At 75.2% G+C, this 23,242-nt stretch carries 24 protein-coding genes; 17 read left to right on the top strand and 7 right to left on the bottom strand.

Annotation, left to right across the window (positions count from 1 at the left end):
• Positions 1-42 precede the first annotated feature (42 nt).
• The 6 genes from glmS to tsaE all read left to right on the top strand — a co-directional run bounded on the left by glmS (position 43) and on the right by tsaE (position 7,199).
• Positions 43-1,905 carry a glutamine--fructose-6-phosphate transaminase (isomerizing) gene (gene glmS, locus NH342_RS11565; RefSeq protein WP_253014981.1) on the top strand — a complete coding sequence of 621 codons (1,863 nt, stop codon included), beginning with the start codon at positions 43-45 and terminating at the stop codon, positions 1,903-1,905.
• 136 nt (positions 1,906-2,041) lie between these two features.
• The gene (locus NH342_RS11560) at positions 2,042-2,416 is read left to right on the top strand and encodes a holo-ACP synthase (RefSeq protein ID WP_253014979.1); all 375 of its coding nucleotides are present in this window, start codon (positions 2,042-2,044) and stop codon (positions 2,414-2,416) included.
• Positions 2,413-3,843: an NAD(P)H-hydrate dehydratase gene (locus tag NH342_RS11555; RefSeq protein ID WP_253014977.1), complete on the top strand. Its 1,431-nt coding sequence runs from the start codon at positions 2,413-2,415 to the stop codon at positions 3,841-3,843. The genes NH342_RS11560 and NH342_RS11555 overlap by 4 nt, the downstream gene beginning before the upstream one ends.
• A gap of 112 nt (positions 3,844-3,955) precedes the next feature.
• Complete coding sequence (gene alr / locus NH342_RS11550; protein WP_253014975.1) at positions 3,956-5,095, top strand: alanine racemase; 1,140 nt, start codon at positions 3,956-3,958, stop codon at positions 5,093-5,095.
• Positions 5,092-6,261, top strand: coding sequence for an alpha/beta fold hydrolase (locus NH342_RS11545; protein ID WP_253014973.1), 1,170 nt, complete (start codon positions 5,092-5,094; stop codon positions 6,259-6,261). The genes alr and NH342_RS11545 overlap by 4 nt, the downstream gene beginning before the upstream one ends.
• A complete protein-coding gene (gene tsaE, locus NH342_RS11540; RefSeq protein ID WP_253014971.1) occupies positions 6,258-7,199 on the top strand; it encodes a tRNA (adenosine(37)-N6)-threonylcarbamoyltransferase complex ATPase subunit type 1 TsaE in 942 nt (313 codons plus the stop codon). The genes NH342_RS11545 and tsaE overlap by 4 nt, the downstream gene beginning before the upstream one ends.
• A 7-nt stretch (positions 7,200-7,206) precedes the next feature.
• Here the strand turns inward: tsaE and NH342_RS11535 are convergent, their stop codons facing one another.
• Positions 7,207-7,623: a TA system VapC family ribonuclease toxin gene (locus NH342_RS11535; RefSeq protein WP_253014969.1), complete on the bottom strand. Its 417-nt coding sequence runs from the start codon at positions 7,621-7,623 to the stop codon at positions 7,207-7,209.
• A gap of 7 nt (positions 7,624-7,630) precedes the next feature.
• A complete protein-coding gene (locus NH342_RS11530) occupies positions 7,631-7,852 on the bottom strand; it encodes an antitoxin (RefSeq protein ID WP_253014967.1) in 222 nt (73 codons plus the stop codon).
• 70 nt (positions 7,853-7,922) lie between these two features.
• Between NH342_RS11530 and tsaB the strand changes: the two genes are divergently transcribed.
• The 3 genes from tsaB to tsaD are packed head-to-tail and all read left to right on the top strand — an operon-like array spanning position 7,923 to position 9,986.
• A complete protein-coding gene (gene tsaB / locus NH342_RS11525; protein WP_253014965.1) occupies positions 7,923-8,525 on the top strand; it encodes a tRNA (adenosine(37)-N6)-threonylcarbamoyltransferase complex dimerization subunit type 1 TsaB in 603 nt (200 codons plus the stop codon).
• Positions 8,522-8,959 carry a ribosomal protein S18-alanine N-acetyltransferase gene (rimI, locus tag NH342_RS11520; RefSeq protein WP_253014963.1) on the top strand — a complete coding sequence of 146 codons (438 nt, stop codon included), beginning with the start codon at positions 8,522-8,524 and terminating at the stop codon, positions 8,957-8,959. The genes tsaB and rimI overlap by 4 nt, the downstream gene beginning before the upstream one ends.
• Entirely contained in the window at positions 8,952-9,986 is a 1,035-nt protein-coding gene (tsaD, locus tag NH342_RS11515) for a tRNA (adenosine(37)-N6)-threonylcarbamoyltransferase complex transferase subunit TsaD (RefSeq protein WP_253014961.1), read from the top strand. Before rimI ends, tsaD begins: the two co-directional genes overlap by 8 nt.
• Here the strand turns inward: tsaD and NH342_RS11510 are convergent.
• Positions 9,976-11,205, bottom strand: a complete 1,230-nt coding sequence (locus NH342_RS11510) for a methyltransferase domain-containing protein (RefSeq protein WP_253014948.1) — start codon at positions 11,203-11,205, stop codon at positions 9,976-9,978. The two genes, tsaD and NH342_RS11510, sit on opposite strands and share 11 nt — an antisense overlap.
• A gap of 156 nt (positions 11,206-11,361) precedes the next feature.
• Here NH342_RS11510 and groES point away from each other — a divergent pair, with 156 nt between their 5' ends.
• A complete protein-coding gene (groES, locus tag NH342_RS11505; RefSeq protein ID WP_091061468.1) occupies positions 11,362-11,670 on the top strand; it encodes a co-chaperone GroES in 309 nt (102 codons plus the stop codon).
• 105 nt (positions 11,671-11,775) lie between these two features.
• Positions 11,776-13,419, top strand: a complete 1,644-nt coding sequence (groL, locus tag NH342_RS11500; RefSeq protein ID WP_253014946.1) for a chaperonin GroEL — start codon at positions 11,776-11,778, stop codon at positions 13,417-13,419.
• Positions 13,420-13,544: 125 nt separating this feature from the next.
• Here the strand turns inward: groL and NH342_RS11495 are convergent, their stop codons facing one another.
• Positions 13,545-13,844 carry a WhiB family transcriptional regulator gene (locus NH342_RS11495; RefSeq protein ID WP_253014944.1) on the bottom strand — a complete coding sequence of 100 codons (300 nt, stop codon included), beginning with the start codon at positions 13,842-13,844 and terminating at the stop codon, positions 13,545-13,547.
• A 301-nt stretch (positions 13,845-14,145) separates the two neighbouring features.
• Here NH342_RS11495 and NH342_RS11490 point away from each other — a divergent pair, with 301 nt between their 5' ends.
• Both NH342_RS11490 and NH342_RS11485 read left to right on the top strand, forming a co-directional pair.
• Positions 14,146-14,865: a LuxR C-terminal-related transcriptional regulator gene (locus tag NH342_RS11490; protein WP_374209431.1), complete on the top strand. Its 720-nt coding sequence runs from the start codon at positions 14,146-14,148 to the stop codon at positions 14,863-14,865.
• A 61-nt stretch (positions 14,866-14,926) separates the two neighbouring features.
• Positions 14,927-16,057: a glycosyltransferase gene (locus NH342_RS11485; protein ID WP_253014940.1), complete on the top strand. Its 1,131-nt coding sequence runs from the start codon at positions 14,927-14,929 to the stop codon at positions 16,055-16,057.
• Here the strand turns inward: NH342_RS11485 and NH342_RS11480 are convergent.
• The gene (locus NH342_RS11480; protein WP_253014938.1) at positions 16,054-16,461 is read right to left on the bottom strand and encodes a DUF5319 family protein; all 408 of its coding nucleotides are present in this window, start codon (positions 16,459-16,461) and stop codon (positions 16,054-16,056) included. The two genes, NH342_RS11485 and NH342_RS11480, sit on opposite strands and share 4 nt — an antisense overlap.
• A gap of 112 nt (positions 16,462-16,573) precedes the next feature.
• Between NH342_RS11480 and guaB the strand changes: the two genes are divergently transcribed.
• The 4 genes from guaB to NH342_RS11460 are packed head-to-tail and all read left to right on the top strand — an operon-like array spanning position 16,574 to position 21,813.
• Complete coding sequence (gene guaB / locus NH342_RS11475; RefSeq protein ID WP_308200644.1) at positions 16,574-18,082, top strand: IMP dehydrogenase; 1,509 nt, start codon at positions 16,574-16,576, stop codon at positions 18,080-18,082.
• A 6-nt stretch (positions 18,083-18,088) separates the two neighbouring features.
• Entirely contained in the window at positions 18,089-19,216 is a 1,128-nt protein-coding gene (locus NH342_RS11470; protein WP_253014934.1) for a GuaB3 family IMP dehydrogenase-related protein, read from the top strand.
• A 12-nt stretch (positions 19,217-19,228) separates the two neighbouring features.
• A complete protein-coding gene (gene guaA / locus NH342_RS11465) occupies positions 19,229-20,791 on the top strand; it encodes a glutamine-hydrolyzing GMP synthase (protein ID WP_253014932.1) in 1,563 nt (520 codons plus the stop codon).
• The gene (locus NH342_RS11460; RefSeq protein WP_253014930.1) at positions 20,788-21,813 is read left to right on the top strand and encodes a sodium:calcium antiporter; all 1,026 of its coding nucleotides are present in this window, start codon (positions 20,788-20,790) and stop codon (positions 21,811-21,813) included. Before guaA ends, NH342_RS11460 begins: the two co-directional genes overlap by 4 nt.
• A gap of 28 nt (positions 21,814-21,841) precedes the next feature.
• Here NH342_RS11460 and NH342_RS11455 read toward each other — a convergent pair whose 3' ends face one another.
• Positions 21,842-22,165: a hypothetical protein gene (locus NH342_RS11455; RefSeq protein WP_253014928.1), complete on the bottom strand. Its 324-nt coding sequence runs from the start codon at positions 22,163-22,165 to the stop codon at positions 21,842-21,844.
• Positions 22,158-23,081 carry a PspC domain-containing protein gene (locus tag NH342_RS11450; protein WP_253014926.1) on the bottom strand — a complete coding sequence of 308 codons (924 nt, stop codon included), beginning with the start codon at positions 23,079-23,081 and terminating at the stop codon, positions 22,158-22,160. Before NH342_RS11450 ends, NH342_RS11455 begins: the two co-directional genes overlap by 8 nt.
• Positions 23,082-23,242 lie beyond the last annotated feature (161 nt).

Here is a 23,242-nt window from a genome sequence, read left to right as displayed (position 1 = left end):
CCCCGGGCCGGGACGGGCCCGGCCACCGGTAGCCTCGACCGCATGTGCGGCATCGTGGGCTACGTCGGTCCCCAGAACGCGTTGGACGTCGTCCTGGAGGGCCTGCGGCGGTTGGAGTACCGCGGGTACGACTCCGCCGGGGTCGCCGTCCTGGCCGAGGGGCAGCTGTCCTCCGCCAAGAAGGCCGGCAAGGTGGCCAACCTGGAGAAGGAGCTCGCCGACCAGGCGCTCCCGCCGGCCACGATCGGCATCGGGCACACCCGCTGGGCCACCCACGGCGGCCCGACCGACCGCAACGCCCACCCGCACCTGTCCGCCGACGGCACGGTCGCGGTGATCCACAACGGGATCATCGAGAACTTCGCGGCGCTGCGCACCGAGGTCGAGGCGACCGGCGTCGAGTTCGCCTCCGAGACCGACACCGAGGTCGTCGCGCACCTGCTCGCCGCGGTCTACCCCACCCTCCCCGAGGGCGAGGGTCGGCTGGCCGAGGCGATGCGGCAGGTGTCCCGCCGGCTCGAGGGTGCCTTCACCCTGGTCGCCAGCCACGCCGCCGAGCCCAACACCCTGGTGGCCTCCCGCCGCAACTCCCCGCTGGTCGCCGGGGTCGGGGACGGCGAGTACTTCCTGGGCTCGGACGTGGCGGCCTTCATCGGGCACACCCGCAACGCCCTCGAGCTCGGCCAGGACCAGGTGGTGGAGATCGACCGCGCGCGCGGCGTCACCGTCACCGACTTCGCCGGCAACCACGTCGAGCCCACCGCCTACACCGTGGACTGGGAGGCCGAGGCCGCGGGCAAGGCCGGCTACGACTGGTTCATGCTCAAGGAGATCGACGAGCAGCCGCAGGCCGTCGCCGACACGCTGCTGGGCCGGCTGGGTGAGCGCGGCGAGATCGTGCTGGACGAGGTCCGCATCTCCGACGAGGACCTGCGCGGCATCACCAAGGTCTTCGTCATCGCCTGCGGCACCGCCTACCACGCCGGGCTCATCGCCAAGTACGCCATCGAGCACTGGACCCGCATCCCGGTCGAGGTGGAGCTGGCCAGCGAGTTCCGCTACCGCGACCCGGTGCTGGACCGCTCCACGCTGGTCGTGGTCATCTCCCAGTCCGGGGAGACCATGGACACCCTCATGGCGCTGCGGCACGCCAAGGAGCAGCAGGCCCGGGTGCTGGCCATCTGCAACGCCAACGGCTCGACCATCCCGCGCGAGTCCGACGCCGTCCTCTACACCCGGGCCGGACCCGAGGTCGCCGTCGCCTCCACGAAGGGGTTCCTCACCCAGGTGGTGGCCTGCTACCTGGTCGGGCTGTTCCTGGCCCAGGTGCGCGGGCTGAAGTACGAGGACGAGGTGGCCGCGGTGGTCGCCGAGCTGCGCAAGCTGCCCGACCAGGTCCGCGAGGTGCTGTCCGGGATGGACGAGGTCCGCGAGCTGGGCCGGTCGCTGGCCACCGAGTCGACCCTGCTGTTCCTGGGCCGGCACGTGGGCTACCCCGTCGCGCTGGAGGGGGCCCTGAAGCTGAAGGAGCTGGCCTACATCCACGCCGAGGGGTTCGCCGCCGGTGAGCTCAAGCACGGCTCCATCGCGCTGATCGGCCAGGGGACGCCGGTGGTCGTCATCGCCCCGTCGCCGCACGGCCGGGAGTCCCTGCACGGCAAGGTCGTGTCCAACATCCAGGAGGTCCGGGCCCGCGGGGCGCGCACCATCGTGATCGCCGAGGACGGCGACGACGACGTGCTGCCCTACGCCGACCACGTCATCCGGGTGCCGCGCACGCCGACCCTGCTCGCACCCGTCGTCACCACGGTGCCGCTGCAGGTGCTGGCCTGCGAGATCGCCGACACCCGCGGTCTGGACGTGGACATGCCCCGCAACCTGGCCAAGTCCGTCACCGTGGAGTGAGGGGCCGCCCGGCGCGGCGTGGATCAGCTCCGACGACCTCCGTGCATCCTCCCCGGCTGACGTCGGTGGCTGAGGATGCACGGTGCTCGTCCCACCTGATCCACGCCGAGCCCGCCAGCCGACAGGGAGCCGGCGGGTGATCGTCGGGGTCGGCATCGACGTGTGCCCGGTCGACCGGTTCGCCGCGTCGCTGCGCCGCACCCCCGGCCTGCGCGACCGGCTGTTCACCGCGGCCGAGCAGGTGACCCCCTCGGGGGCCCCGCGCACGGGGGAGTCCCTGGCCGCCCGTTTCGCCGCCAAGGAGGCGCTCGCGAAGGCGCTGGGCGCACCCGGTGACCTGCACTGGCACGACGCCGAGGTCACCGTCGGCGAGCACGGTCGCCCGCTGCTCGCCGTGCGGGGCACCGTCGCCGCCCGGGCCGCGGAGCTGGGAGTCACCTCCTGGCACGTGTCGCTGAGCCACGACGGGGGCATCGCCTCCGCCGTGGTGATCGCGGAGCGGGAGTCGTGACCGGCCTCTACACGGCCGACCAGGTGCGGGCCGCCGAGGCGCCGGTGCTGGCCCGGACCCCGGACGGTGCGCTCATGCAGCGCGCCGCGACGGGGCTGGCGACCACCTGCCTACGGCTGACCGGCCGGGCGGTGGGCCTGCGGGTGGTGCTGCTGGTCGGGGCGGGCAACAACGGGGGGGACGCGCTGTGGGCCGGTGCGGCGCTGGCCGGTCGTGGTGCCGCCGTCACCGCGCTGCTGCTGGACCCCGACCGGGCGCACCCGGCGGGCCTGGACGGGCTGCGCCGGGCCGGTGGCCGGGTGGTCACCGACGCCTCCGCGGCCGGCCTGGACCGCGCCGACCTCGTGCTGGACGGCATCACCGGCATCGGCGGCCGCGGCGGGCTGCGGCCGGCGGCGGCGGAGGCGGTGTCCCGGGCCGTCGCCGGGCCGGGCCTGCTGGTGGCCGTCGACGTCCCCAGCGGGGTCGACGCCGACACCGGCGCGGTCGACGGCGAGGCGTTCCCCGCCCAGCACACCGTCACCTTCGGCGCGGTCAAGCTCGGCCTGGTCGTCGGGGCCGGCCGCGGGCACGCCGGCACCGTGCACCTGGTCGACCTGGGCCTGGAGCTGTCCGCGCCGGCCGCCCGGCAGTTCTCCGACGCCGACGTGGCTGCGCGGCTGCCCGACCCCGGCGCCGGTGACGACAAGTACTCCCAGGGCGTGGTGGGCGTGCACGCGGGCTCCGCCACCTACCCGGGCGCCGGTGTGCTGTGCACCGGGGCCGCGCTGCGCACCCGGCCCGGGCTGGTGCGCTACGCGGGCACCGCGGCGGACGCCGTCCGCGCCGCCTGGCCGGAGGCGATCGTGACCGACGGCCGGCCCGCCGAGGCCGGCCGGGTGCAGGCCTGGGTGGTCGGCCCCGGCGGCGGCACCGACGACGAGGCGCGCCGCACGCTCACCGAGGTCCTCGGCTCGGACCTGCCCGTGCTGGTCGACGCCGACGGGCTGACCCTGCTCGCCGACGACCTGGACCTGGTGCGCGGCCGCACCGCCCCGACGGTGCTCACCCCGCACGACCGCGAGTTCACCCGCCTGGGCTTCGACCTCGGGGCCGACCGGGTCGGTGCCACCCGGGCCGCGGCCGCCGACCTCGGCGCCGTCGTGCTGCTGAAGGGCGACGCGACCGTGGTCGCCGACGCCGAGGGCGCCGTGTTCGTCAACGGCACCGGGACGCCGTGGCTGGCCACCGCCGGCACCGGCGACGTGCTCAGCGGCGTGGTCGGTGCGCTGCTGGCCACCGGGCTGCCCGCCGTCGAGGCGGCTGCGGCCGGGGCGCACCTGCACGGCCGCGCCGGGCAGCTCGCCGCGGCGTCCGGCCCGCTGATCGCCTCCGACGTCGTGCGCCACCTGCCCGCAGCCGTGCACCGCCTCACCGCCGGACGGTGATCAGGTCACCTGGTCGGAGCACCGCCACCCGCACCGACGTCGGTGTGGTCGGCGCGACGGTGATCAGGTCACCTGATCACCGTCCGGCGGGTGGGCTGGGAGGATCGGGGGCGTGAGCCCGCAGAACCGTGCCGAGGTGGTCGTCGACCTCGACGCCGTCGCCGCCAACACCGCCGCGCTGCGCGAGCGCGTGGGTCGCCCGCTGATGGCCGTGGTGAAGGCCGACGGGTACGGCCACGGCCTGGTGCCGGCCGCCCGCGCCGCGCTGGCCGGCGGCGCCGACGCGCTCGGGGTCACCGTGCTCGAGGAGGCCCTGGCGCTGCGCGCCGCCGGGGTGACCGCGCCGGTGCTGTCCTGGCAGCACGTCCCCGGCGCCGACTACGCCGCGGGCATCGCCGCCGACGTCGAGGTGTCGGTCAACGCCGGGTGGGCGCTGGCCGAGGTCGTCGCCGCCGCCCGCGCCGCCGGTCGCCCGGCCGCGGTCCAGCTCTTCGTGGACACCGGGCTGTCCCGGGAGGGCGCGACCGTCGCGGACTGGCCCGCCCTGGTCGAGGCCGCCGTCCGCGCGGAGGCCGACGGCGACGTCCGGGTCACCGGGCTGTGGAGCCACCTGGCCTACGCCGACGCACCCACCCACCCCACCATCGCCGCCCAGGTCGCGGTCTTCGAGGAGGCGACCGCGCTGGCCCGCGCCGCCGGCCTGATCGGCGCCCGGCGGCACCTGGCCAACTCCGCGGCCACCGTCGCGCTGCCGCACACCTGGTACGACATGGTCCGGCCCGGCGTCGCCGTCTACGGCCTGGACCCCCTCGGCGGCGACCCCGCCGACCACGGCCTGCGCCCCGCGATGACGGTGCGCGCCCGCGTCGCGCTGACCAAGCGGGTGCCGGCGGGCACCGGGGTCTCCTACGGGCACACCCACCGCACCGCCGCGGCTGCCAACCTGGCGCTCGTGCCGGTGGGCTACGCCGACGGCGTGCCCCGGGCCGCGGGCAACCGGGCGCCGGTGCTGGCCGCCGGGGCCCGCCGCACCATCGCCGGGCGGGTCTGCATGGACCAGTTCGTGCTCGACCTCGGCGACGACGAGCTCGGTCCCGGCGACGAGGTCGTGCTCTGGGGCCCCGGGGACGGCGGGGAGCCCACCGCGCAGGACTGGGCCGACGCGCTGGACACCATCCACTACGAGCTGGTCACCCGCGTCGGCGGGCGGTTCACCCGCACCTACACCGGGACCGCCGGGGTGGTGTCGTGAAGCCCCCGCAGCGGCGCACCGTCGGGCTGGTCGGTGGCCTGGTCGGCCTGGCCGCCGCCGGGACGGCGGTCGGCGTGGCGGCCACCCGGGCGGCGTCCTCGCGGGTGCGCGCGGACAAGGTGGGCCCCGTGCCGGGTGCCCTGCCCCTGCCCGCCGTCGACGTCACCGACCTGCCGGCCGAGGTGCAGCGCGCCGAGGACCCGCTGGGCACCGGGTCCCGCCCGGCCGACCGCACCGCGCTGGTGCCGGCGTCGGACGGCGTGCTGCTGCACGTCGAGGAGGTCGGCCCGCGGGACGCGCCGTTGACCGTCGTCCTGGTGCACGGCTACACGCTGTCGATGGCGTCCTGGACCTTCCAGCGCCGCGACCTCGCCCGCGCGCTGGCCACCGCCAACGGCCACGCGCCGCAGGCCCGGATCGTGCTGTACGACCAGCGCGGCCACGGCGCCTCCGGCCGCGGCGACGCCGACCAGTCCACCGTCGACCAGCTGGCGGAGGACCTGGTGTCGGTGCTCGACGCGCGGGTGCCGCGCGGCCCGGTGGTCCTGGTCGGCCACTCGATGGGTGGCATGACGGTGCTGCAGCTGGCCGCGAAGCGCCCGGACCTGTTCGGCGACCGGGTGGTCGGCGTGGGCCTGGTGTCCACCTCGGCCGGCGGGCTGGAGGACCTCGACCTGGGGCTGCCGGGGGTGCTCACCCGGCTGCGGGCCGCGGTCTTCCCGGTCGCCGGGTTCGTCATGCGGCACCGGCCGTCGTTCGCCGAGTGGGTCCGCCGCTCGGCCGCCGACGTGGTGAGCTGGGCGACCAAGGCGCTGTCCTTCGCGCAGGACGACGTCGACCCGCGGCTGGTCGACTACGTCGACGCGATGATCGGCGGCACCCCGGTCGAGGTGATCGCCGAGTTCTACCCGGCCATCGTCGGGCTGGACGCCGAGGCCGCGATCGAGCCGCTGGCGCACGTCCCGGTGCTGGTGCTCACCGGCGACGAGGACAAGCTCATCCCGCAGGGGCACAGCGACCGGCTGGTCGCCGAGCTGACCGCCGCCGGCGCCCGCGACGTCCGCTACCGGGTGGTGCCGCACTCCGGGCACCTGGTGCTGCTCGAGCACCCCGACGCCGTCACCGAGGCCATCACCGAGCTGGTCCGCCGGGTGGCCGCCCGGTGAGGCGCACCCTGGCCACCGTCGAGGACACCCGCGCCCTGGGCACGGAGCTGGCCGGCCTGCTGCGAGCGGGCGACCTGGTGGTGCTCTCCGGGCCGCTGGGCGCGGGCAAGACCGCCCTCACCCAGGGCATCGGCGCCGGGCTCGGCGTCCCCGGCCCGGTCACCTCGCCGACCTTCGTGCTCGCTCGGGTGCACCGCGGAGGCCGGCTGCCGCTGGTCCACGTGGACGCCTACCGGCTGGGGTCGCTGCTCGACGTCGACGACCTGGACCTGGACGCGACCGTCGAGGAGTCGGTGACCGTCGTGGAGTGGGGCCACGGCCTGGTCGAGCAGCTGGCCGACGAGCACCTCGTCGTGGAGATCGAGCGCGGCGCCGACGACGACGTCCGGACGGCGACCCTGGTGCCGCACGGCCCCTCCTGGACGGCGCGGCTGCGGCCCACCCGGCAGCGCGCGACGGTGCGGGTGCTGCTGGTCGACGACGCCGACCGGGTGCTGCTGTTCCACGACAGCGACGCGGGCCTGGACCCCGTCGTCACCTGGTGGATGACCCCCGGTGGCGGCATCGACGACGGCGAGGACGACGTCACCGCGGTGGTCCGCGAGCTCGCCGAGGAGACCGGTCTGGACGTCGACCCCGCCCAGGTGCGGGGGCCGGTCGCCCGGCGGCGGGTGCGGCACGGGTTCAGCGACGTCGTGGTCGACCAGCGCGACACGTTCTACGTGGTCCGCGTCCCGGCCTTCGAGGTCTCGGTCCTGGGCCACACCGAGGACGAGCAGCGCACCATCCTGGGCCACCGCTGGTGGACCCGCGCCGAGCTGGCCGCCGCCGAGGACACGGTCTACCCCGGCGACCTCGTGGAGCTGCTGGACCTCGGCGACGACCCCGCCCGCTGGCCGGTGGAGCTGCCCGACGTCGACGAGTCCACGCTGCCCTGACCTGCTCTCACGGCAGGGCCGCGAGGACCAGGACGTCCGGGCCGCCGAGCGCGCCGAGGGCCCGGTCGAAGGTGACCAGCGGCTCACCGGCCCGCCGGGCGACCGTCAGCAGGTGCGCGTCGGTGATCTGCCGGTGGCCCCGGACGGCCGGCACGTCGGGGTCCAGCGGCGAGACGTCGTCGGGGAGGAAGCGGTGGGCACCGACCGCCCGGAGGGCGGTGAGCACGGTGCGGGCGTCGGCGAGGTCCAGGGCGGCGGGCAGCACCCGGCGGTTCGCGCTGACCCGGAGGAACCCGTTCTCGGTGGTCGAGCACGTCGACCACCCGGCCGGGGCGTCGGCCACGAACCACTCGCGGGCCGCGAGGTGGTGCACGTGGGAGTCCCAGGCCAGGGCGACCAGCACGTTGACGTCGAGCAGGGCCACCCGGCCCTCAGTCCTCGTCGAGGGCCCGCGCCACCGTCTCCGCGGTGATGGCCGGGGTGCCTGCGGGGACGCGGATGACCGGGAGTTCCCCGCTGGCGTCGACCCGCGCCGGCGTGAGCCCCCGGCGGGCCAGCTCGGAGAGCACCGACCCCAGCGACCGGCGCGACTCCCCGGCGAGCTGGCGGGCGGCCTCCAGCACGTCGGGGTCGAGGTCGAGGGTCGTGCGCACGGCCCGAGGATAGGGCGCACCAGCGCATCACCGCATCACCCGGTGACGTGCTGGGCTAACCTCGTCGGTCGTGCTCACCCTGGCGATCGACACCGCGACGCCGACCCTGGTGGTCGGCGTCGCCGACGGCGACGGGGTGCTGGCCGAGGCCGGGGTCCCGTCGGGTACCCGGCACGCCGAGCTGCTCACCCCGACCGTGACCGAGGTGCTGGCCCGCGCCGGGGTCGCCGTCGCCGACCTGGCCCGGCTGGTCGTCGGGCTGGGACCCGGGCCGTACACGGGTCTCCGGGTGGGCATCGTGACCGCGGCCGCGCTGGGGGACGTCGTCGGCGTCCCGGTGCACGGCGTCTGCTCCCTGGACGCGGTGGGCGAGGGCCGTCGGGTGGTGGTGACCGACGCCCGCCGCAAGGAGGTCTACTGGCGTGCCTACGACGCCGGACCGGTCGGCGACCCCGACGTCGGCCGGCCCGAGGAGCTGGACCTGCCCGACCTGCCGGTGGTCGGGGACACCCGATTCGCCGAGCGGCTGGGGCGCGAGGTGGCCCCCGCCGAGGTGACGACGGCGGGTCTGCTGCGCGCCGTCCCCGCCGGGGACCCCGCGCCGCTGACCCCGCTGTACCTGCGGCGGCCGGACGCGGTCCCCAACGTCGTCCGCAAGCCGGTGACCCGGTGATCGAGCTGCGCCCGATGACCCGGGAGGACCTCACCGCCGTGATGCGGCTGGAGGAGGAGCTCTTCGCCCCCGACACCTGGACCCGGGCGATGTACCTGGAGGAGCTGGGGATGACCGACACCCGCAGCTACACGGTGGCCGTCGACGGCGACGAGGTGGTGGGGTACGCGGGGCTGATCGCCTACCCGGACGAGGCGCACGTGGCGACGATCGGGGTCACCGGCGCGCGGCAGGGCGAGGGCATCGGCGGGCGGCTGCTGGACACGCTGCTGGCCGAGGCCGACCGGCGCAGCCCCGTCGTCCTGCTGGAGGTGCGGGCCTCGGACGAGGCGACCCAGGGCCTGTACGCCCGGCGCGGGTTCACCCCGATCGGCGTCCGGCCGCACTACTACCCCAACAGCGGGGAGGACGCGGTGGTGATGAGGCGTGGCTGAGGAGCCACTGGTCCTGGGGTTCGAGACCAGCTGCGACGAGACCGGCATCGGCCTGGTCCGCGGTCACACCCTGCTGTCGGACGCGCTGGCCACCTCGATGGCGGAGCACGAGCGCTTCGGCGGCGTCGTCCCCGAGATCGCATCCCGGGCGCACCTGGAGGCGATGGTCCCGACCGTGCACCGGGCCCTGGCCGACGCCGGGGTCGCGCTGGGTGACGTGGACGCCGTCGCGGTGACCGGCGGACCGGGGCTCACCGGCGCGCTGCTGGTCGGGGTGGCCGCGGCCAAGGCCTACGCGCTTGCCCTCGGCGTCCCGCTCTACGGGGTCAACCACCTGGCCGCGCACGTCGCCGTGGACGAGCTCGAGCACGGCCGCCTCGCCGAGCCCAGCATCGCGATGCTGGTGTCGGGCGGGCACAGCTCGATCCTGCTCGTGCCCGACCTGTCCCAGGACGTGCAGGAGCTGGGCCGGACCATCGACGACGCGGCCGGCGAGGCCTTCGACAAGGTGGCCCGGGTGCTGGACCTGCCCTTCCCGGGCGGTCCGCCGATCGACCGCGCCGCGCAGGACGGGACGGCGTCCATCGCCTTCCCGCGCGGGCTCACCGGCCCCCGGGACCCGGCCTACGACTTCTCCTTCTCCGGGCTGAAGACCGCGGTCGCCCGGTGGGTGGAGGCCCAGCAGCGCGACGGCGTGCACGTCAGCGTCCCCGACGTCGCGGCGAGCTTCCAGGAGGCCGTCGTCGACGTGCTCACCGCCAAGGCCGTGCGGGCCTGCCGCGACCACGGCGTGGACCACCTGGTCGTCGGCGGGGGAGTGGCGGCCAACTCCCGGTTGCGCGCGGTCGCCCAGGAGCGCTGCGACGCGGCGGGGATCGTGCTGCGGGTGCCCAGCCGGCGGCTGTGCACCGACAACGGCGCGATGGTCGCCGCCCTGGGCTCGCGGCTGGTGATGGCCGGCGTCGCGCCGTCCGCCCCGGACCTCGGCGCGGACAGCTCGCTGCCCGTCGAGGTCGTCAGCCGCTGACCTCGCAGAGCAGCACGGTGGGGACGTCGGCCACCCGGGTGACGACGACGACCGCCCGGCCCTCGCCCTTGCCGCGCAGCTGCCGGACCAGGGCCTCGGGCTCCACGGCGGAGCCGCGCTTCTTCACCACCACCCGGCCGATGCCCCGCTCGCGCAGCAGCGCCTTGAGCCGCTTCACCGAGAACGGCAGCACGTCGGTGACCCGGTAGGAGCTCGCCCACGGCGAGTCGGCGGGGGCGTCGGAGGTCAGGTAGGCGATCTGCTCGTCGACCAGGGTGGCGTCCAGCTGCGCGGCCACCGTCGCGACCAGGCCGGAGCGGATGACCGCGGGGTCGGGCTCGTGCAGCCAGGCCCGCGGGGCGGCGACCGGCGCCCGGCCGGGGTCGGCGTCGGCGGTCAGCTCGTGCACCGTGCCGGCCCGGACGACGGTCGCCCGCCGCCACGTCGCCGACGGACCGCGACCCCACAGCAGCGCCTCGACGATCGAGCCGCCCACCGAGACCCACTCGGCCTCGACGCCGTCGGGCACCCGGTCGTGGTCCAGCCCCGGCGCCACCTTGACCACGCAGCGCGGGACGGCGTCCAGCAGCGCGGCCACCGTCGACCAGGGCGGTGACCAGCCGTCGGGGTCGGTGATCCGCCGGCCGTGCGCCCGCCGGGCGGGGTCCAGGACGGCGGCCTCGCACCCGGCCACCCGACCGCCCGTGGCCGCGGCCACCAGGTCGACCACGTCGGCGTCGCGGACCTCGACGTCCAGGCCCAGCGCGGCGGCGTTGTGCGCGGTCAGCTCCCGGGCCACCGGGTCCCGGTCGACGGCCACCACCGACGCCCCGGCGCGGGCCAGGGCCACCGCGTCGGTGCCCGAGGCGCAGCCCAGGTCGACCGCACTGGTCGCGCCACCGGCCAGCAGCCGGGCAGCCCGCCGGTCGGCGAGCTCGGGCCGGCCGGCCTGCTCCAGGGTGTCGCCGGTGAACAGCAGCCGGTCGGCGTCGGCGCCGAAGGCGGGGCGGGCCCTCTCCCGCTGGCGGGCCACGCCCCACGCCGGCCCGCCGACGTCGGCGCCGAACTCCGCGCGCAGCCGGGACAGCGCGGTGACCACGTCGACCCGGTCGGCCAGCAGCCCGGCCGCCCGGGCCAGCGCGGCGGCGCCGGTGGGGGTGGCCAGCGCGCGCAGCTGGCGCACGGTCTCCTCTGCGGGCTGCTCGACCTCGGACGGCACGGGCACAGCCTGACCCGGTTGAGCGGCTGGCACTCGGGTGGGTAGAGTGCCAACCGACACGGGCCGGGCCTGACCCCCGCGACGGCAGACCCCGGCCCCCGTGCCACAGCATCAGCACCATCCACTGCTCGTCGGACGAGAAGGGGGAGTCACCACGTGACCACCGCCACCAAGGTCAGCATCAAGCCGCTCGAGGACCGCGTCGTCGTCCAGGCCAACGAGGCCGAGACCACCACCGCCTCCGGTCTGGTCATCCCGGACACCGCCAAGGAGAAGCCCCAGGAGGGCACCGTCGTCGCCGTCGGCCCCGGCCGCATCGACGACAACGGCAACCGCGTCCCCCTGGACGTCAACGTGGGCGACGTCGTCGTCTACTCGAAGTACGGCGGCACCGAGGTGCGCTACGCCGGCGAGGACTACCTCGTGCTGTCGGCCCGCGACCTGCTGGCCGTCGTCGAGAAGTGAGCTGAGCTCACCCCGCACCACCACCGCCCCGGGCGACCCGCACAGGCCGGGTCCCCGGGGCGGTTCGCGTCCCACCCCCAGCACCTCCAGATCGGGAGAGCCTCCGTGCCCAAGATCATCCAGTTCGACGAGGACGCGCGCCGCGCCCTCGAGCGCGGCGTCGACAAGCTCGCCGACGCCGTCCGCGTGACCCTCGGCCCCCGCGGCCGCAACGTGGTCATCGACAAGAAGTTCGGCGCCCCCACCATCACCAACGACGGCGTGACCATCGCCCGCGAGGTCGACCTCGACGACCCGTTCGAGAACCTCGGCGCGCAGCTGGCCAAGAACGTCGCCACCAAGACCAACGACGTGGCCGGCGACGGCACCACCACCGCCACCGTGCTGGCCCAGGCCCTGGTGCACGAGGGCCTGCGCAACGTCGCCGCCGGCGCCAACCCGACCGCGCTGGGCCGGGGCATCGCCGCCGCGGTCACCGCGGTGCAGGGTGCCCTCGACGAGGTCGCCATCCCCGTCGACGGCCGGCAGGCCATCGCGCACGTGGCCACCATCTCCGCCCAGGACGCCGTCATCGGCGAGCTGATCGGCGAGGCCATGGAGAAGGTGGGCAACGACGGCGTCATCACCGTCGAGGAGTCCAACACCCTGGACACCGAGCTGGTCGTCACCGAGGGCCTGGCCTTCGACAAGGGCTACCTGTCGCCGTACTTCGTGACCGACTCCGAGTCGATGGAGGCCGTCCTCGACGACGCCCTCGTGCTGCTGGTGTCGGGCAAGGTCTCGGCCCTGGCCGACCTGCTCCCGCTGCTGGAGAAGGTGCTCTCGACCGGCGGCCGGCCGCTGCTGATCGTCGCCGAGGACGTCGAGGGCGAGGCGCTGTCCACCCTGGTCGTCAACTCCATCCGCAAGACGGTCAAGGTCGCCGCGGTGAAGTCGCCGTTCTTCGGCGACCGCCGCAAGGCCTTCATGCAGGACCTGGCCATCGTCACCGGCGGCCAGGTCGTCAGCGAGGACGTCGGCCTCAAGCTCTCCGAGGTCGGCCTCGAGGTGCTGGGCACCGCCCGGCGGGTCACCGTCACCAAGGACGACACCGTCCTGGTCGACGGCGGCGGCCAGCCCACCGCCGTCTCCGACCGGGTCGCCCAGATCCGCCGCGAGATCGAGTCCACCGACTCCGACTGGGACCGCGAGAAGCTGCAGGAGCGGCTGGCCAAGCTGGCCGGCGGCATCGGCGTCATCCGCGTCGGTGCGGCCACCGAGGTCGAGATGAAGGAGAAGAAGCACCGGATCGAGGACGCCATCGCCGCCACCCGCGCTGCGGTGGAGGAGGGCGTCGTCCCCGGGGGCGGCTCGGCGCTGGTGCACGCCGCGGCCGCGGTGGACGGGCTGTCGCTGGACGGCGACGAGGCCACCGGCGCCCGCTCGGTCCGCAAGGCCCTGGACGCCCCGCTGACCCAGATCGCGGCCAACGCAGGCTTCGAGGGCCCGGTCGTGGTGGGCAAGGTGCGCGAGCTGGGCACCGGGCAGGGCTTCAACGCCGCCACCGGCGCCTACGGCGACCTGGCCGGCGAGGGGGTCATCGACCCGGTCAAGGTCACCAAGGCCGCCCTGGGCCACGCCGCCTCGATCGCGGCGATGGTGCTGACCACCGACTCCGCGGTCGTCGAGGCCCCGGAGGAGGAGCACGACCACGGCGGCGGGCACCACACCCACGGCCACTCGCACGGGGGCCACGGCCACTCCCACTGACGGTCCGGCCCCGTCCCGCGCGGGACGGGGCCGATCCGGGCACCCGTACGACGACGGAAGGGCCGGTCGACCATCCGTGGTCGACCGGCCCTTCCGTGGTCCGGGTGCCCTCGCGGGCAGCGGCGTCAGACGCCGACGCGCACCGAGGAGGTCTCGGCGGCGATGAGCCGGGTGCGCTCCTCCTCGCTCATCCCGCCCCAGACCCCGTAGGGCTCGCGGACGCTGAGCGCATGCTTCAGGCAGGCCTCGACGACGGGGCAGGTGCCGCACACCGCCTTCGCCGCGGCCTGCCGACGGGCCCGGGCGGGGCCGCGCTCGCCGTCGGGGTGGAAGAACAGGGACGTGGACTCACCACGGCAGGCGCCGTGCAGTTGCCAGTCCCACACCTCGGCGACGGGGGTGGGCAGGCGGCGGATGTCGGCCATTCGGAGTCCTCCAGTGCTCGGGCGACCGGGGTGCTGCCCGGCGCTCCACGCCACTGCCCGGGGGTGATCACCCGCAAACACGATCGCGATCATTCGTTCTGCGGGATCCCCGGATGTGTGCATCGGGGGTGCCCGCAACCGCCTCACCCGCCGGGGTGACACCCCCTGGGCACCACCCGGCGTGGCGATCAAGGTGGATCCCGACCCCGCCGACCACCGAGTGGGGGACACCGGTGCCCCGCACGGGGTACGGCTGGTGAGGACGGGAGCAGACGTGATCGAGGACAGGACCCGCGCCGCGGTGAACGGTGGCGCGCACGGCGTCGGCGGATCGACCGTGTGGGTGTTCGACGAGCGCCGGCGCGTCCGCGACGACGTCGCCTCCCGGCTGGTCGCGCTGCCGTCGGTGGCCCGCGTCGAGGCCGTCGGCGACCCCGCCTCGCTGCTGGCCCGGCTGGGCACCCGCCAGCCCGACGTCCTGCTCGTCGGCACCCAGCGCGCGACCGACAGCGGTCTGGCGGTGGCCACCCAGGTGCTCCGCCTGCACCCGTCGGTGCCGGTGCTGGTGCTGGGCGCCCCCGACGACGCGGAGAGCGTGCGGGCCGCCGTCGCGGCCGGCGCCCGCGGGTACCTGCGCTGGGACGCCTCGCCGGTCGAGATGGGCCTGGGCGTCTCCCGCGTGGGCCTGCGCGCCGAGCCCGGCCGCCCGCACACCGGACCCCTGTCGACCGTCGGCGCCTCCTCGGCCCCCGCGTTCGGCGGCTCCAGCGCCTTCGCCGCCGCACCCGCCACGGTGCGCGCCGCCGTCCGGGTCGACGTCCCGGCCGTCACGCTGTCGGTGCGCGAGATGCAGGTGCTCACCGGGATGAGCCAGGGCAAGAGCAACGCCCAGATCGGCCGCGAGCTCTACCTGTCCGAGGACACCATCAAGACCCACGCCCGCCGGCTGTTCCGCAAGCTCGGCGCGAAGGACCGCGCCGAAGCCGTCGCCAGCGGCTTCCGTCGCGGCATGATGAGCTGAGCCGCCCGAGGACCGAGCACGGTCGCGGGCACCGCCCCCGACCGAGAAGGACCCAGCACCCATGACCGGCGACCGGGTCACCCTCAGCGTCGTCGTGCCGACCTACGACGAGGCGGCCAACGTCGCCGAGCTGCTGCGCCGCGTCGACGCAGCGGTCGGCGGCCCGGCCACCGAGGTGGTCGTGGTCGACGACTCCGCCGACGACACCGCCGCGATCGCGCGGGCCCAGGCGCCGTCGATGCGCTCCCGGCTGGTCGTGCTGCACCGGGACGAGCCCGAGGGCGGGCTGTCCGGCGCGGTGGTGGCCGGGCTTCGGGCGGCGCGCGGTCGGCGCTGCGCTGTCCTGGACGGCGACCTGCAGCACCCGCCCGAGGTGCTGCCCGCGCTGCTGGCCGCCCTCGACGGCGCCGACGTCGCGGTCGCCTCCCGCTACACCGTGGGGGGCGCCGCCGAGGGCCTGTCCGGCTGGCTGCGGCACGGCGTCTCGCGGACCACCACCCTGGTCACCAAGGCGATGTTCCCGACCCGCCTGCACACCTGCAGCGACCCGATGACCGGGTTCTTCGCCCTCGACCTGGACCGGGTCGACCTGGACGAGCTGCGGCCCAAGGGCTTCAAGATCCTGCTCGAGGTGCTGGTGCGCCGCCGGCGGCGGATCCGCGAGGTGCCCTTCTCCTTCGGGGCGCGCACCGGCGGGTCGTCGAAGGCGTCGCTGCGCCAGGGCCTGTGGTTCCTGTGGCAGCTCGCCGGCCTGCGCTTCGGCCGGATGTCGGGCTTCGCGCTGATCGGTGCCCTCGGGGCGGTGGCCAACGTGGCCATCGTGTCCGCGCTGGTGGCCCTGGGCATGCCGTTCCTCCCGGCCGCGGTGATCGCGGCCGAGGCCACCATCGTCGGCAACTTCCTGCTGCAGGAGCGCTTCGTCTTCGCCGACCTGGTCGCCTCGGCCGACCCGGTGCGGCGGCGGTTCCTGCGCTCGGCGCTGTTCAACAACACCGAGAGCGCGATCCGCATCGCGATCGCCTGGTGGCTGGTCGCGCACGGCGTGCTCACCAGCGCCATCGCCACCGCGGTCACGCTCGCGGTCGCCTTCGTGGCGCGCTTCGTGTTCCACGCGCTGGTCGTCTACCGACCGCGCGACCCGGACCCGGTGCCGGTCGCACCGGAGGCGACCCCCGTCCGGGGTCCGGTCTAGGGGCGGTCCTCGCGGGCGTGCCGGCCCGCGGCCCGGCCCCCGCGCGGTTCCTCGGCCTCGGCGCGGGCGGCCACCCCGTCGGCGTAGCCGCTGGCGTAGTCCCAGCTGACGTAGTCGTCGGGGTCGGGGTCGAAGGGCGGCTCGTGCCGGCCGGTCTGGCCCTCGTCGAGCAGCTGCCGCAGGTTGGCCTGCATCAGCGCCCAGTCCACGTGGTGCTCCTCGTCGCAGTCGGGGCAGTCGACCACGATGCCCTTGACCCCGGTCGGCTCCAGCAGGGTGCGGAAGACCTCGAGCTCGGCCAGGTCGTCGAGCACCCCGGCCCGCTCCTCCACGGTGAGCGGGGGAGGCGGCGCCCCGTCCCCGTCGCTGCCGTCGCTGCCGAAGGCGTCGTCCCACGAGGTCACGGGAAGGAGGGTAGGCGTCCCGGGGGTGTGACGGGGGTGGCAGCCTACGATCGTCGGGGTCCCCGCGCGCCGTCCCGGCGCCGTGTCCCCCGGACGAGAGGTGGCGGCACCCGTGCAGCCCGACGCCAGCACCCCCGAGCTCCCCGCGAAGTTCGCCCCGCTCGGGTTGACCTACGACGACGTCCTGCTGGTGCCCGGTGCCTCGGACGTCGTCCCCGCCGAGGTCGACACCTCCTCCCTGCTGACCCGCGGCATCCGGCTGTCCATCCCGCTGGTCTCCAGCGCGATGGACACGGTCACCGAGGCGCGGATGGCGATCGCGATGGCCCGGGCCGGCGGCGTCGGCATCCTGCACCGCAACCTGGCCGCCGAGGAGCAGGCCGGCCAGGTCGACCTGGTGAAGCGGTCGGAGTCCGGGATGATCACCAACCCGGTCACCTGCTCGCCGGACAACACCCTCGCCGAGGTCGATGCGCTCTCGGGCCGCTACCGCATCTCCGGCGCCCCCGTCGTCGACGCCGACGGCGTGCTGGTCGGCATGGTGACCAACCGCGACATGCGCTTCGAGTCCGACCACGCCAACCGCCTCGTCCGCGACGTGATGACGCCGCTGCCGCTGGTCACCGCCCGGGTGGGGGTCGACGGCGACACCGCACTGGCCCTGCTGCGCCAGCACAAGGTCGAGAAGCTGCCGCTGGTCGACGACGCCGGACGGCTGCGCGGGCTGATCACCGTCAAGGACTTCATCAAGCGCGACCAGTACCCGAACTCGACCAAGGACGCCGACAACCGCCTCGTGGTGGGGGCCGCCCTCGGCGTCGGCGAGGACGCCTACAAACGCGCCGGGCTGCTGGTCGACGCCGGGGTGGACGTGCTGGTGGTCGACACCGCGCACGGCCACCAGCGCGCGGTGCTGGAGATGGTCGCGCGGGTGAAGGCCGACTTCGGCATCCAGGTCGTCGGCGGCAACGTCGCGACCCGGGCCGGTGCGCAGGCGCTGGTCGACGCCGGCGCCGACGGCGTCAAGGTCGGGGTGGGGCCGGGCTCGATCTGCACCACCCGCGTGGTCGCCGGCGTCGGCGTCCCGCAGGTCACCGCGGTGTACGAGGCGTCGCTGGCCTGCAAGCCGGCCGGGGTGCCGGTCATCGCCGACGGCGGGCTGCAGTACTCCGGCGACATCGCCAAGGCGCTGGTCGCCGGTGCCGACACCGTGATGCTGGGCAGCCTGTTCGCCGGTGTCGAGGAGGCCCCGGGCGACCTGGTCTTCATGAACGGCAAGCAGTACAAGTCCTACCGCGGCATGGGCAGCCTCGGCGCGATGCAGAAGCGCGGCAACCAGTCCTACAGCCGCGACCGCTACTTCGCCGACGACGTCCTCTCCGACGACAAGCTCGTCCCCGAGGGCATCGAGGGCCAGGTGCCCTACCGGGGTGCGCTGTCCGGGGTGGCCCACCAGCTCGTCGGCGGCCTGCGCGCCTCCATGGGCTACGCCGGTGCGGCCACCGTGGCCGAGCTGCAGGAGAAGGGCCAGCTCACCCGGATCACCGCCGCGGGGCTGACCGAGAGCCACCCGCACGACATCCAGATGACCGTCGAAGCTCCCAACTACCGGGCCCGGTGACCCCCAGTGCCAGTGCGTGACAACGTCGAGATCGGGCTGAACCGCTTCGCCCGCCGCGGCTACGACCTCGACGAGGTCTCGATCGTGCCCAGCCGGCGCACCCGGGACGTCGACGACGTGTCCACCGCGTGGCAGATCGACGCCTTCCGGTTCGGCATCCCGCTGGTCGCCAGCCCCTCGGACGCGGTGATGAGCCCGGCGACCGCGATCGCGGTCGGCCAGGCCGGTGGGCTGGGCGTGCTCAACGCCGAGGGCCTGTGGACCCGCTACGACGACCCGGCCGACGTCTACGCCCGGCTGCGCGAGGCCGCGGCGTCGGGCACGTCGTCCACCGCGCTGCTGCAGGAGCTCTACCGCGAGCCGGTCAAGCCCGACCTGATCACCGCCCGGGTCAAGGAGCTGCGCGACTCCGGCGTGACCTCCGCGGTGCGGATCAGCCCGCAGCACACCGAGCAGTACGCGCCCACGGTGCTCGCCGCGGGCGTGGACCTGCTGGTCATCCAGGGCACGATCGTCTCCGCCGAGCACGTGACCACCCAGGGCGACTCGCTCAACCTCAAGGAGTTCATCGCCGACCTCGACGTCCCGGTGATCGTGGGCGGGGCGGCGGACTACCAGACCACCCTGCACCTGATGCGCACCGGCGCGGCCGGGGTGGTCGTCGGGGTCGGGGCCGACAGCGCCTCCACCGGTGATGCCGTCATGGGTGTGCGGGTGCCGCTGGCCACCGCGATCGCCGACGCCGCGGCCGCGCGCCGCGACTACCTGGACGAGACCGGCGGCCGGTACGTGCACGTCATCGCCAACGGCGCCATCGAGACCTCCGGCGCCATCGCCCGGGCCCTGGCCTGCGGCGCGGACGCCGTGCAGCTGGGGGAGCCGCTGCGCTCGGCGGCCGAGGCCCCGGCCGGTGGCGCGTGGTGGGACTCCGTCGCCGCGCACCCCCGGTTGCCGCGCGGCGTGGTGGACGCCCCGGTGCCGGCCGCGGCACCGCTGGAGCAGGTGCTGAACGGGCCCGCGGTCGAGGCCGACGGCCGCACCAACCTGTTCGGTGCGCTGGCCCGCACGATGGCCAAGACCGGTTACCGGGACCTCAAGGAGTTCCAGCGCGTCGACCTCGTGATCGGTGGCTGACGGCCGGTGTCCATGGACTTCCCGACCGTCCTGGTCGTCGACTTCGGGGCGCAGTACGCCCAGCTGATCGCGCGCCGGATCCGCGAGGCCGGGGTCTACTCCGAGCTGGTGGGCTCCGACGTCCCGGCCGCCGAGGTCCTGGCCCGCGAGCCCGCGGCCATCGTGCTGTCCGGCGGGCCGTCCTCGGTCTACGCCGAGGGCGCCCCGCAGGTCGACCCGGCGCTGTTCGAGGCCGGCGTGCCCGCCTTCGGCATCTGCTACGGCTTCCAGGCCATGGCGCAGTCCCTCGGCGGCACGGTCGCGCACACCGGCGACCGGGAGTACGGCGGCACCCCGCTGACCGTCACCACGGCCAACCGGCTGTTCGGGGAGACCCCGCTGGAGCAGTCGGTGTGGATGAGCCACGGCGACGCGGTCTCCGCGGCCCCGCCCGGGTTCACCGTCACGGCCACGTCCACCGGGGCCCCCGTCGCGGCGTTCGAGGACGTCGACCGCCGGCTGGCCGGGGTGCAGTTCCACCCCGAGGTGAAGCACACTGCGCACGGGCAGACGGTGCTGGAGCACTTCCTGTTCGACATCGCCGGCCTGGAGAGGTCCTGGACGATGGCCAACGTCGTCGAGGAGCAGGTCGAGGCGATCCGCGCGCAGATCGGCGACCGGCGGGCGCTGTGCGCGCTGTCGGGCGGCGTGGACTCCGCGGTGGCCGCGGCGCTCGTGCAGCGCGCCATCGGTGACCGGCTGACCTGCGTCTACGTCGACCACGGGCTGATGCGCGAGGGCGAGACCGAGCAGATCGAGCGGGACTTCGTCGCCGTCACCGGCGCCGACCTGCGGGTGGTCGACGCCCGTGAGCAGTTCCTCACCGCGCTGGCCGGGGTCAGCGACCCGGAGCAGAAGCGCAAGATCATCGGCCGGGAGTTCATCCGGGTGTTCGAGCAGGCCGCCACCGACGTGGTCGCCGACGCCCAGGCGCACGGCGAGGCCGTCGAGTTCCTCGTGCAGGGGACGCTGTACCCCGACGTCGTGGAGAGCGGCGGCGGCACCGGGACGGCGAACATCAAGAGCCACCACAACGTCGGTGGCCTGCCCGAGGACCTGACGTTCACCCTGGTGGAGCCGCTGCGCACGCTGTTCAAGGACGAGGTGCGCGAGGTGGGCCTGCAGCTGGGCCTGCCCGGGTCGCTGGTCTGGCGGCAGCCCTTCCCCGGCCCCGGGCTGGGCATCCGGATCGTCGGCGAGGTCACCGCCGAGCGCCTGGACACCCTGCGCCGGGCCGACGCGATCGCACGCGCCGAGCTCACCGCCGCCGGGCTGGACCGGGAGATCTGGCAGTGCCCGGTGGTGCTGCTGGCCGACGTCCGCTCGGTCGGCGTGCAGGGCGACGGCCGCACCTACGGCCACCCGGTGGTGCTCCGGCCGGTGTCCAGCGAGGACGCGATGACCGCGGACTGGACCCGGCTGCCCTACGACGTGCTGCAGCGGATCTCGACCCGGATCACCAACGAGGTGGCCGAGGTCAACCGGGTGGTGCTGGACGTGACCAGCAAGCCCCCGGGCACCATCGAGTGGGAGTGACGTCGGCCTGGCCGCTCTGGCTGGTCGGGGTCGTCCTCGCGGCGACCGCGGTGGTCATCGTGCTGGCCGGCATCCGGCTGACCCGCGTGGCCGACACCCTCGCGGCGCGCACCGGGCTGGGTGACGCGGTCGGCGGGGCCCTGCTGCTGGGGGCGGTCACCTCCCTGCCCGGCATCGTGACCACCGCGACGGGGTCGCTGGGCGGCGACCCCGGGTTCGGCCTCGCCAACCCCGTCGGCGGGGTCGCGCTGCAGACGGTCTGGCTGGCGATCGCCGACCTGGTCTACCGCCGGGCCAACCTGGAGCACTCCGCGGCGTCGCTGCAGAACATCCTGCAGGCCCTGGTCCTCACCGCCCTGCTCGCCGTCCCGGTGATCGCCTACGCCACGCCGACGCTGTCCATCGGGTGGGTGCACCCGATGACGCTGGCCATCCCGCTGTTCTACGGCTACGGCCTGGTGCTGCTCAAGCGGGTGGCCGCCGACCCGATGTGGCAGGCCACCCGCACCGGGACGACCGAGACCGACGAGGACGAGGACGAGGGTGGGGAGCTTGCCCAGCCGACGTCGCGGCTGTGGGGCGAACTGGCGGCCCTGGGCCTCGTGGTCGGCGTCGCCGGGTTCTTCGTCGGCCAGACCGGGCTGCGGTTCGTCGCCCTCACCGGTCTGCCCAGCGACCTCACCGGGTTCACCCTCACGACCGCGATCACCTCGCTGCCCGAGCTGGTCGTGCTCATCACGGCGGTGCGGATGGGCGCGCTCACCCTCGGCGTCGGCAACATCATCGGCGGCAACGTCTTCGACACCCTGATGATCGCGGTGGCCGACGGCTTCTACCTGGACGGCCCCATCTACCGCGATGCCGGGCCCTCCAGCCTGGTCCTGCTCGGCGGCACCGTGCTGATCATCGCGATCCTCGCCGGGGGCCTGGTGGTCCGGGAGCGCAAGGGGATCGGCTTCGAGGGCATCGCCATCCCCGGGGTCTGGGTCGGCACGGTCGCGCTGGCCGCCGTCGCCGGCTGACGGGCGCCGAGCCGGCGACGACGGAGACTCATCGGCGGGGCCTGCGGAGCTCGGTGACCAGCAGGCCGACGCCGGCGAGGACCAGGACGACGGCGACGAACCCGCCGCCGAACACCCAGCCCGGCAGCGAGGTGCCGACCAGGCCGAGGACGGCGACGAGGCAGAACACCACGCCCGCCGTCAGGGCGAGCAGGTCGGGGGAGCGGCGGCCCGGGGCCGGCTCGGCGGAAGGGGCCGGCGGCGTCCCGGTGGTCGTGCCGTCGGGCAGGACGGCGGTGTCGCGGCGGTCGGGGTCCACGGTGGTCTCCTGCTCGTCGGTGTCGGGGGTGCGGGGGCCGGTCGGCTCAGCCACGGGTCACCGTCACGTCGCCGATGCCGGACTGGATGGTCAGCACGACCTCGGGGGTGCCGTCCCCGGTCCAGGGCGCGGAGCCGGTGCCGGGGAAGAAACCGCCCTGCGAGCCCTCGCCGAGCACGTCCGCGTCGCCCACCCCGTTCTGCACGTCCACCTGGACGTCGGCCGAGCGCGGCACCCGGACCTCGACGTCGCCGATGCCGGCGTCGACCGTCGTGGTGATCGGTGCCGTGAGGTCGGTCAGGTCGATCCGGGTCAGGTCGAGCTCGGTGTCGCCGACCCCGCTGCGGTACTCGGCGCGCACCGCGTCGGCGCTGGCCGGGGTGTAGCTGCGGTCGCCGACCCCGCCACGGGCGCGGTCGGACCAGCCGTGGCCGGCGGAGGCGACGACCACCGCGAAGGCCAGCAGGACGCCGAGCGCGACCAGCGGCCCGCGGGCGGACCGCCCGGCGACGAACGCGCCGACCCCCAGGCCCAGCCCGACCACCAGCAGCGCGATGGACAGGAAGACCACCGGGCCGGGGCTCCACGGCGTGGCCCAGGCGACCAGCGCGGTGACGCCGAGGGCGATGAGCAGCGCCGCGACGGTCACCCCGGGGACGGGTGAGCGGGGCTCGACCGCCTTCGGGGTCCGCGCCGCGGCGTCCGGGTCGACCGGGCCGGCCGGCATGAGCAGCCAGAGCAGCAGGTAGACCAGGAACCCCGTGCCGCCGGCGAACACCAACGCGATGAACCCGACGCGCCACAGTAGGGCGTCGATGCCGGTGTACTCGGCGAGGCCGCCGCCGACGCCGCCGATCACCTTGTCGGTCCGGCTGCGGCGCAGCGGCGGTCGCGGTGCGGGGTACGGGGGAGGGGTGCCACCCGCCGGGGGCTCCGGGTAGGGCGGCAGCGGAGGGGTCGAGGTCGTCATGGCCTCCAGCCTGTCGACGGCAGGGACCCGACGGTATCCGGCAGGACCCTGGTCCCACCCTGCTTCCGCCCCCTCAGGGTGTTCCCCGATGTGCCCCCACCCCGGCCCGGGGCACGATGGGCCGGTGACCACCGCCGCGCCCCCGACCGGCGTCCGCGCCG

It is taken from the genome of Klenkia sp. PcliD-1-E (assembly GCF_024124375.1).
GTDB lineage: Bacteria > Actinomycetota > Actinomycetes > Mycobacteriales > Geodermatophilaceae > Klenkia.
This window is presented reverse-complemented; position numbering and strand designations above follow the sequence as displayed.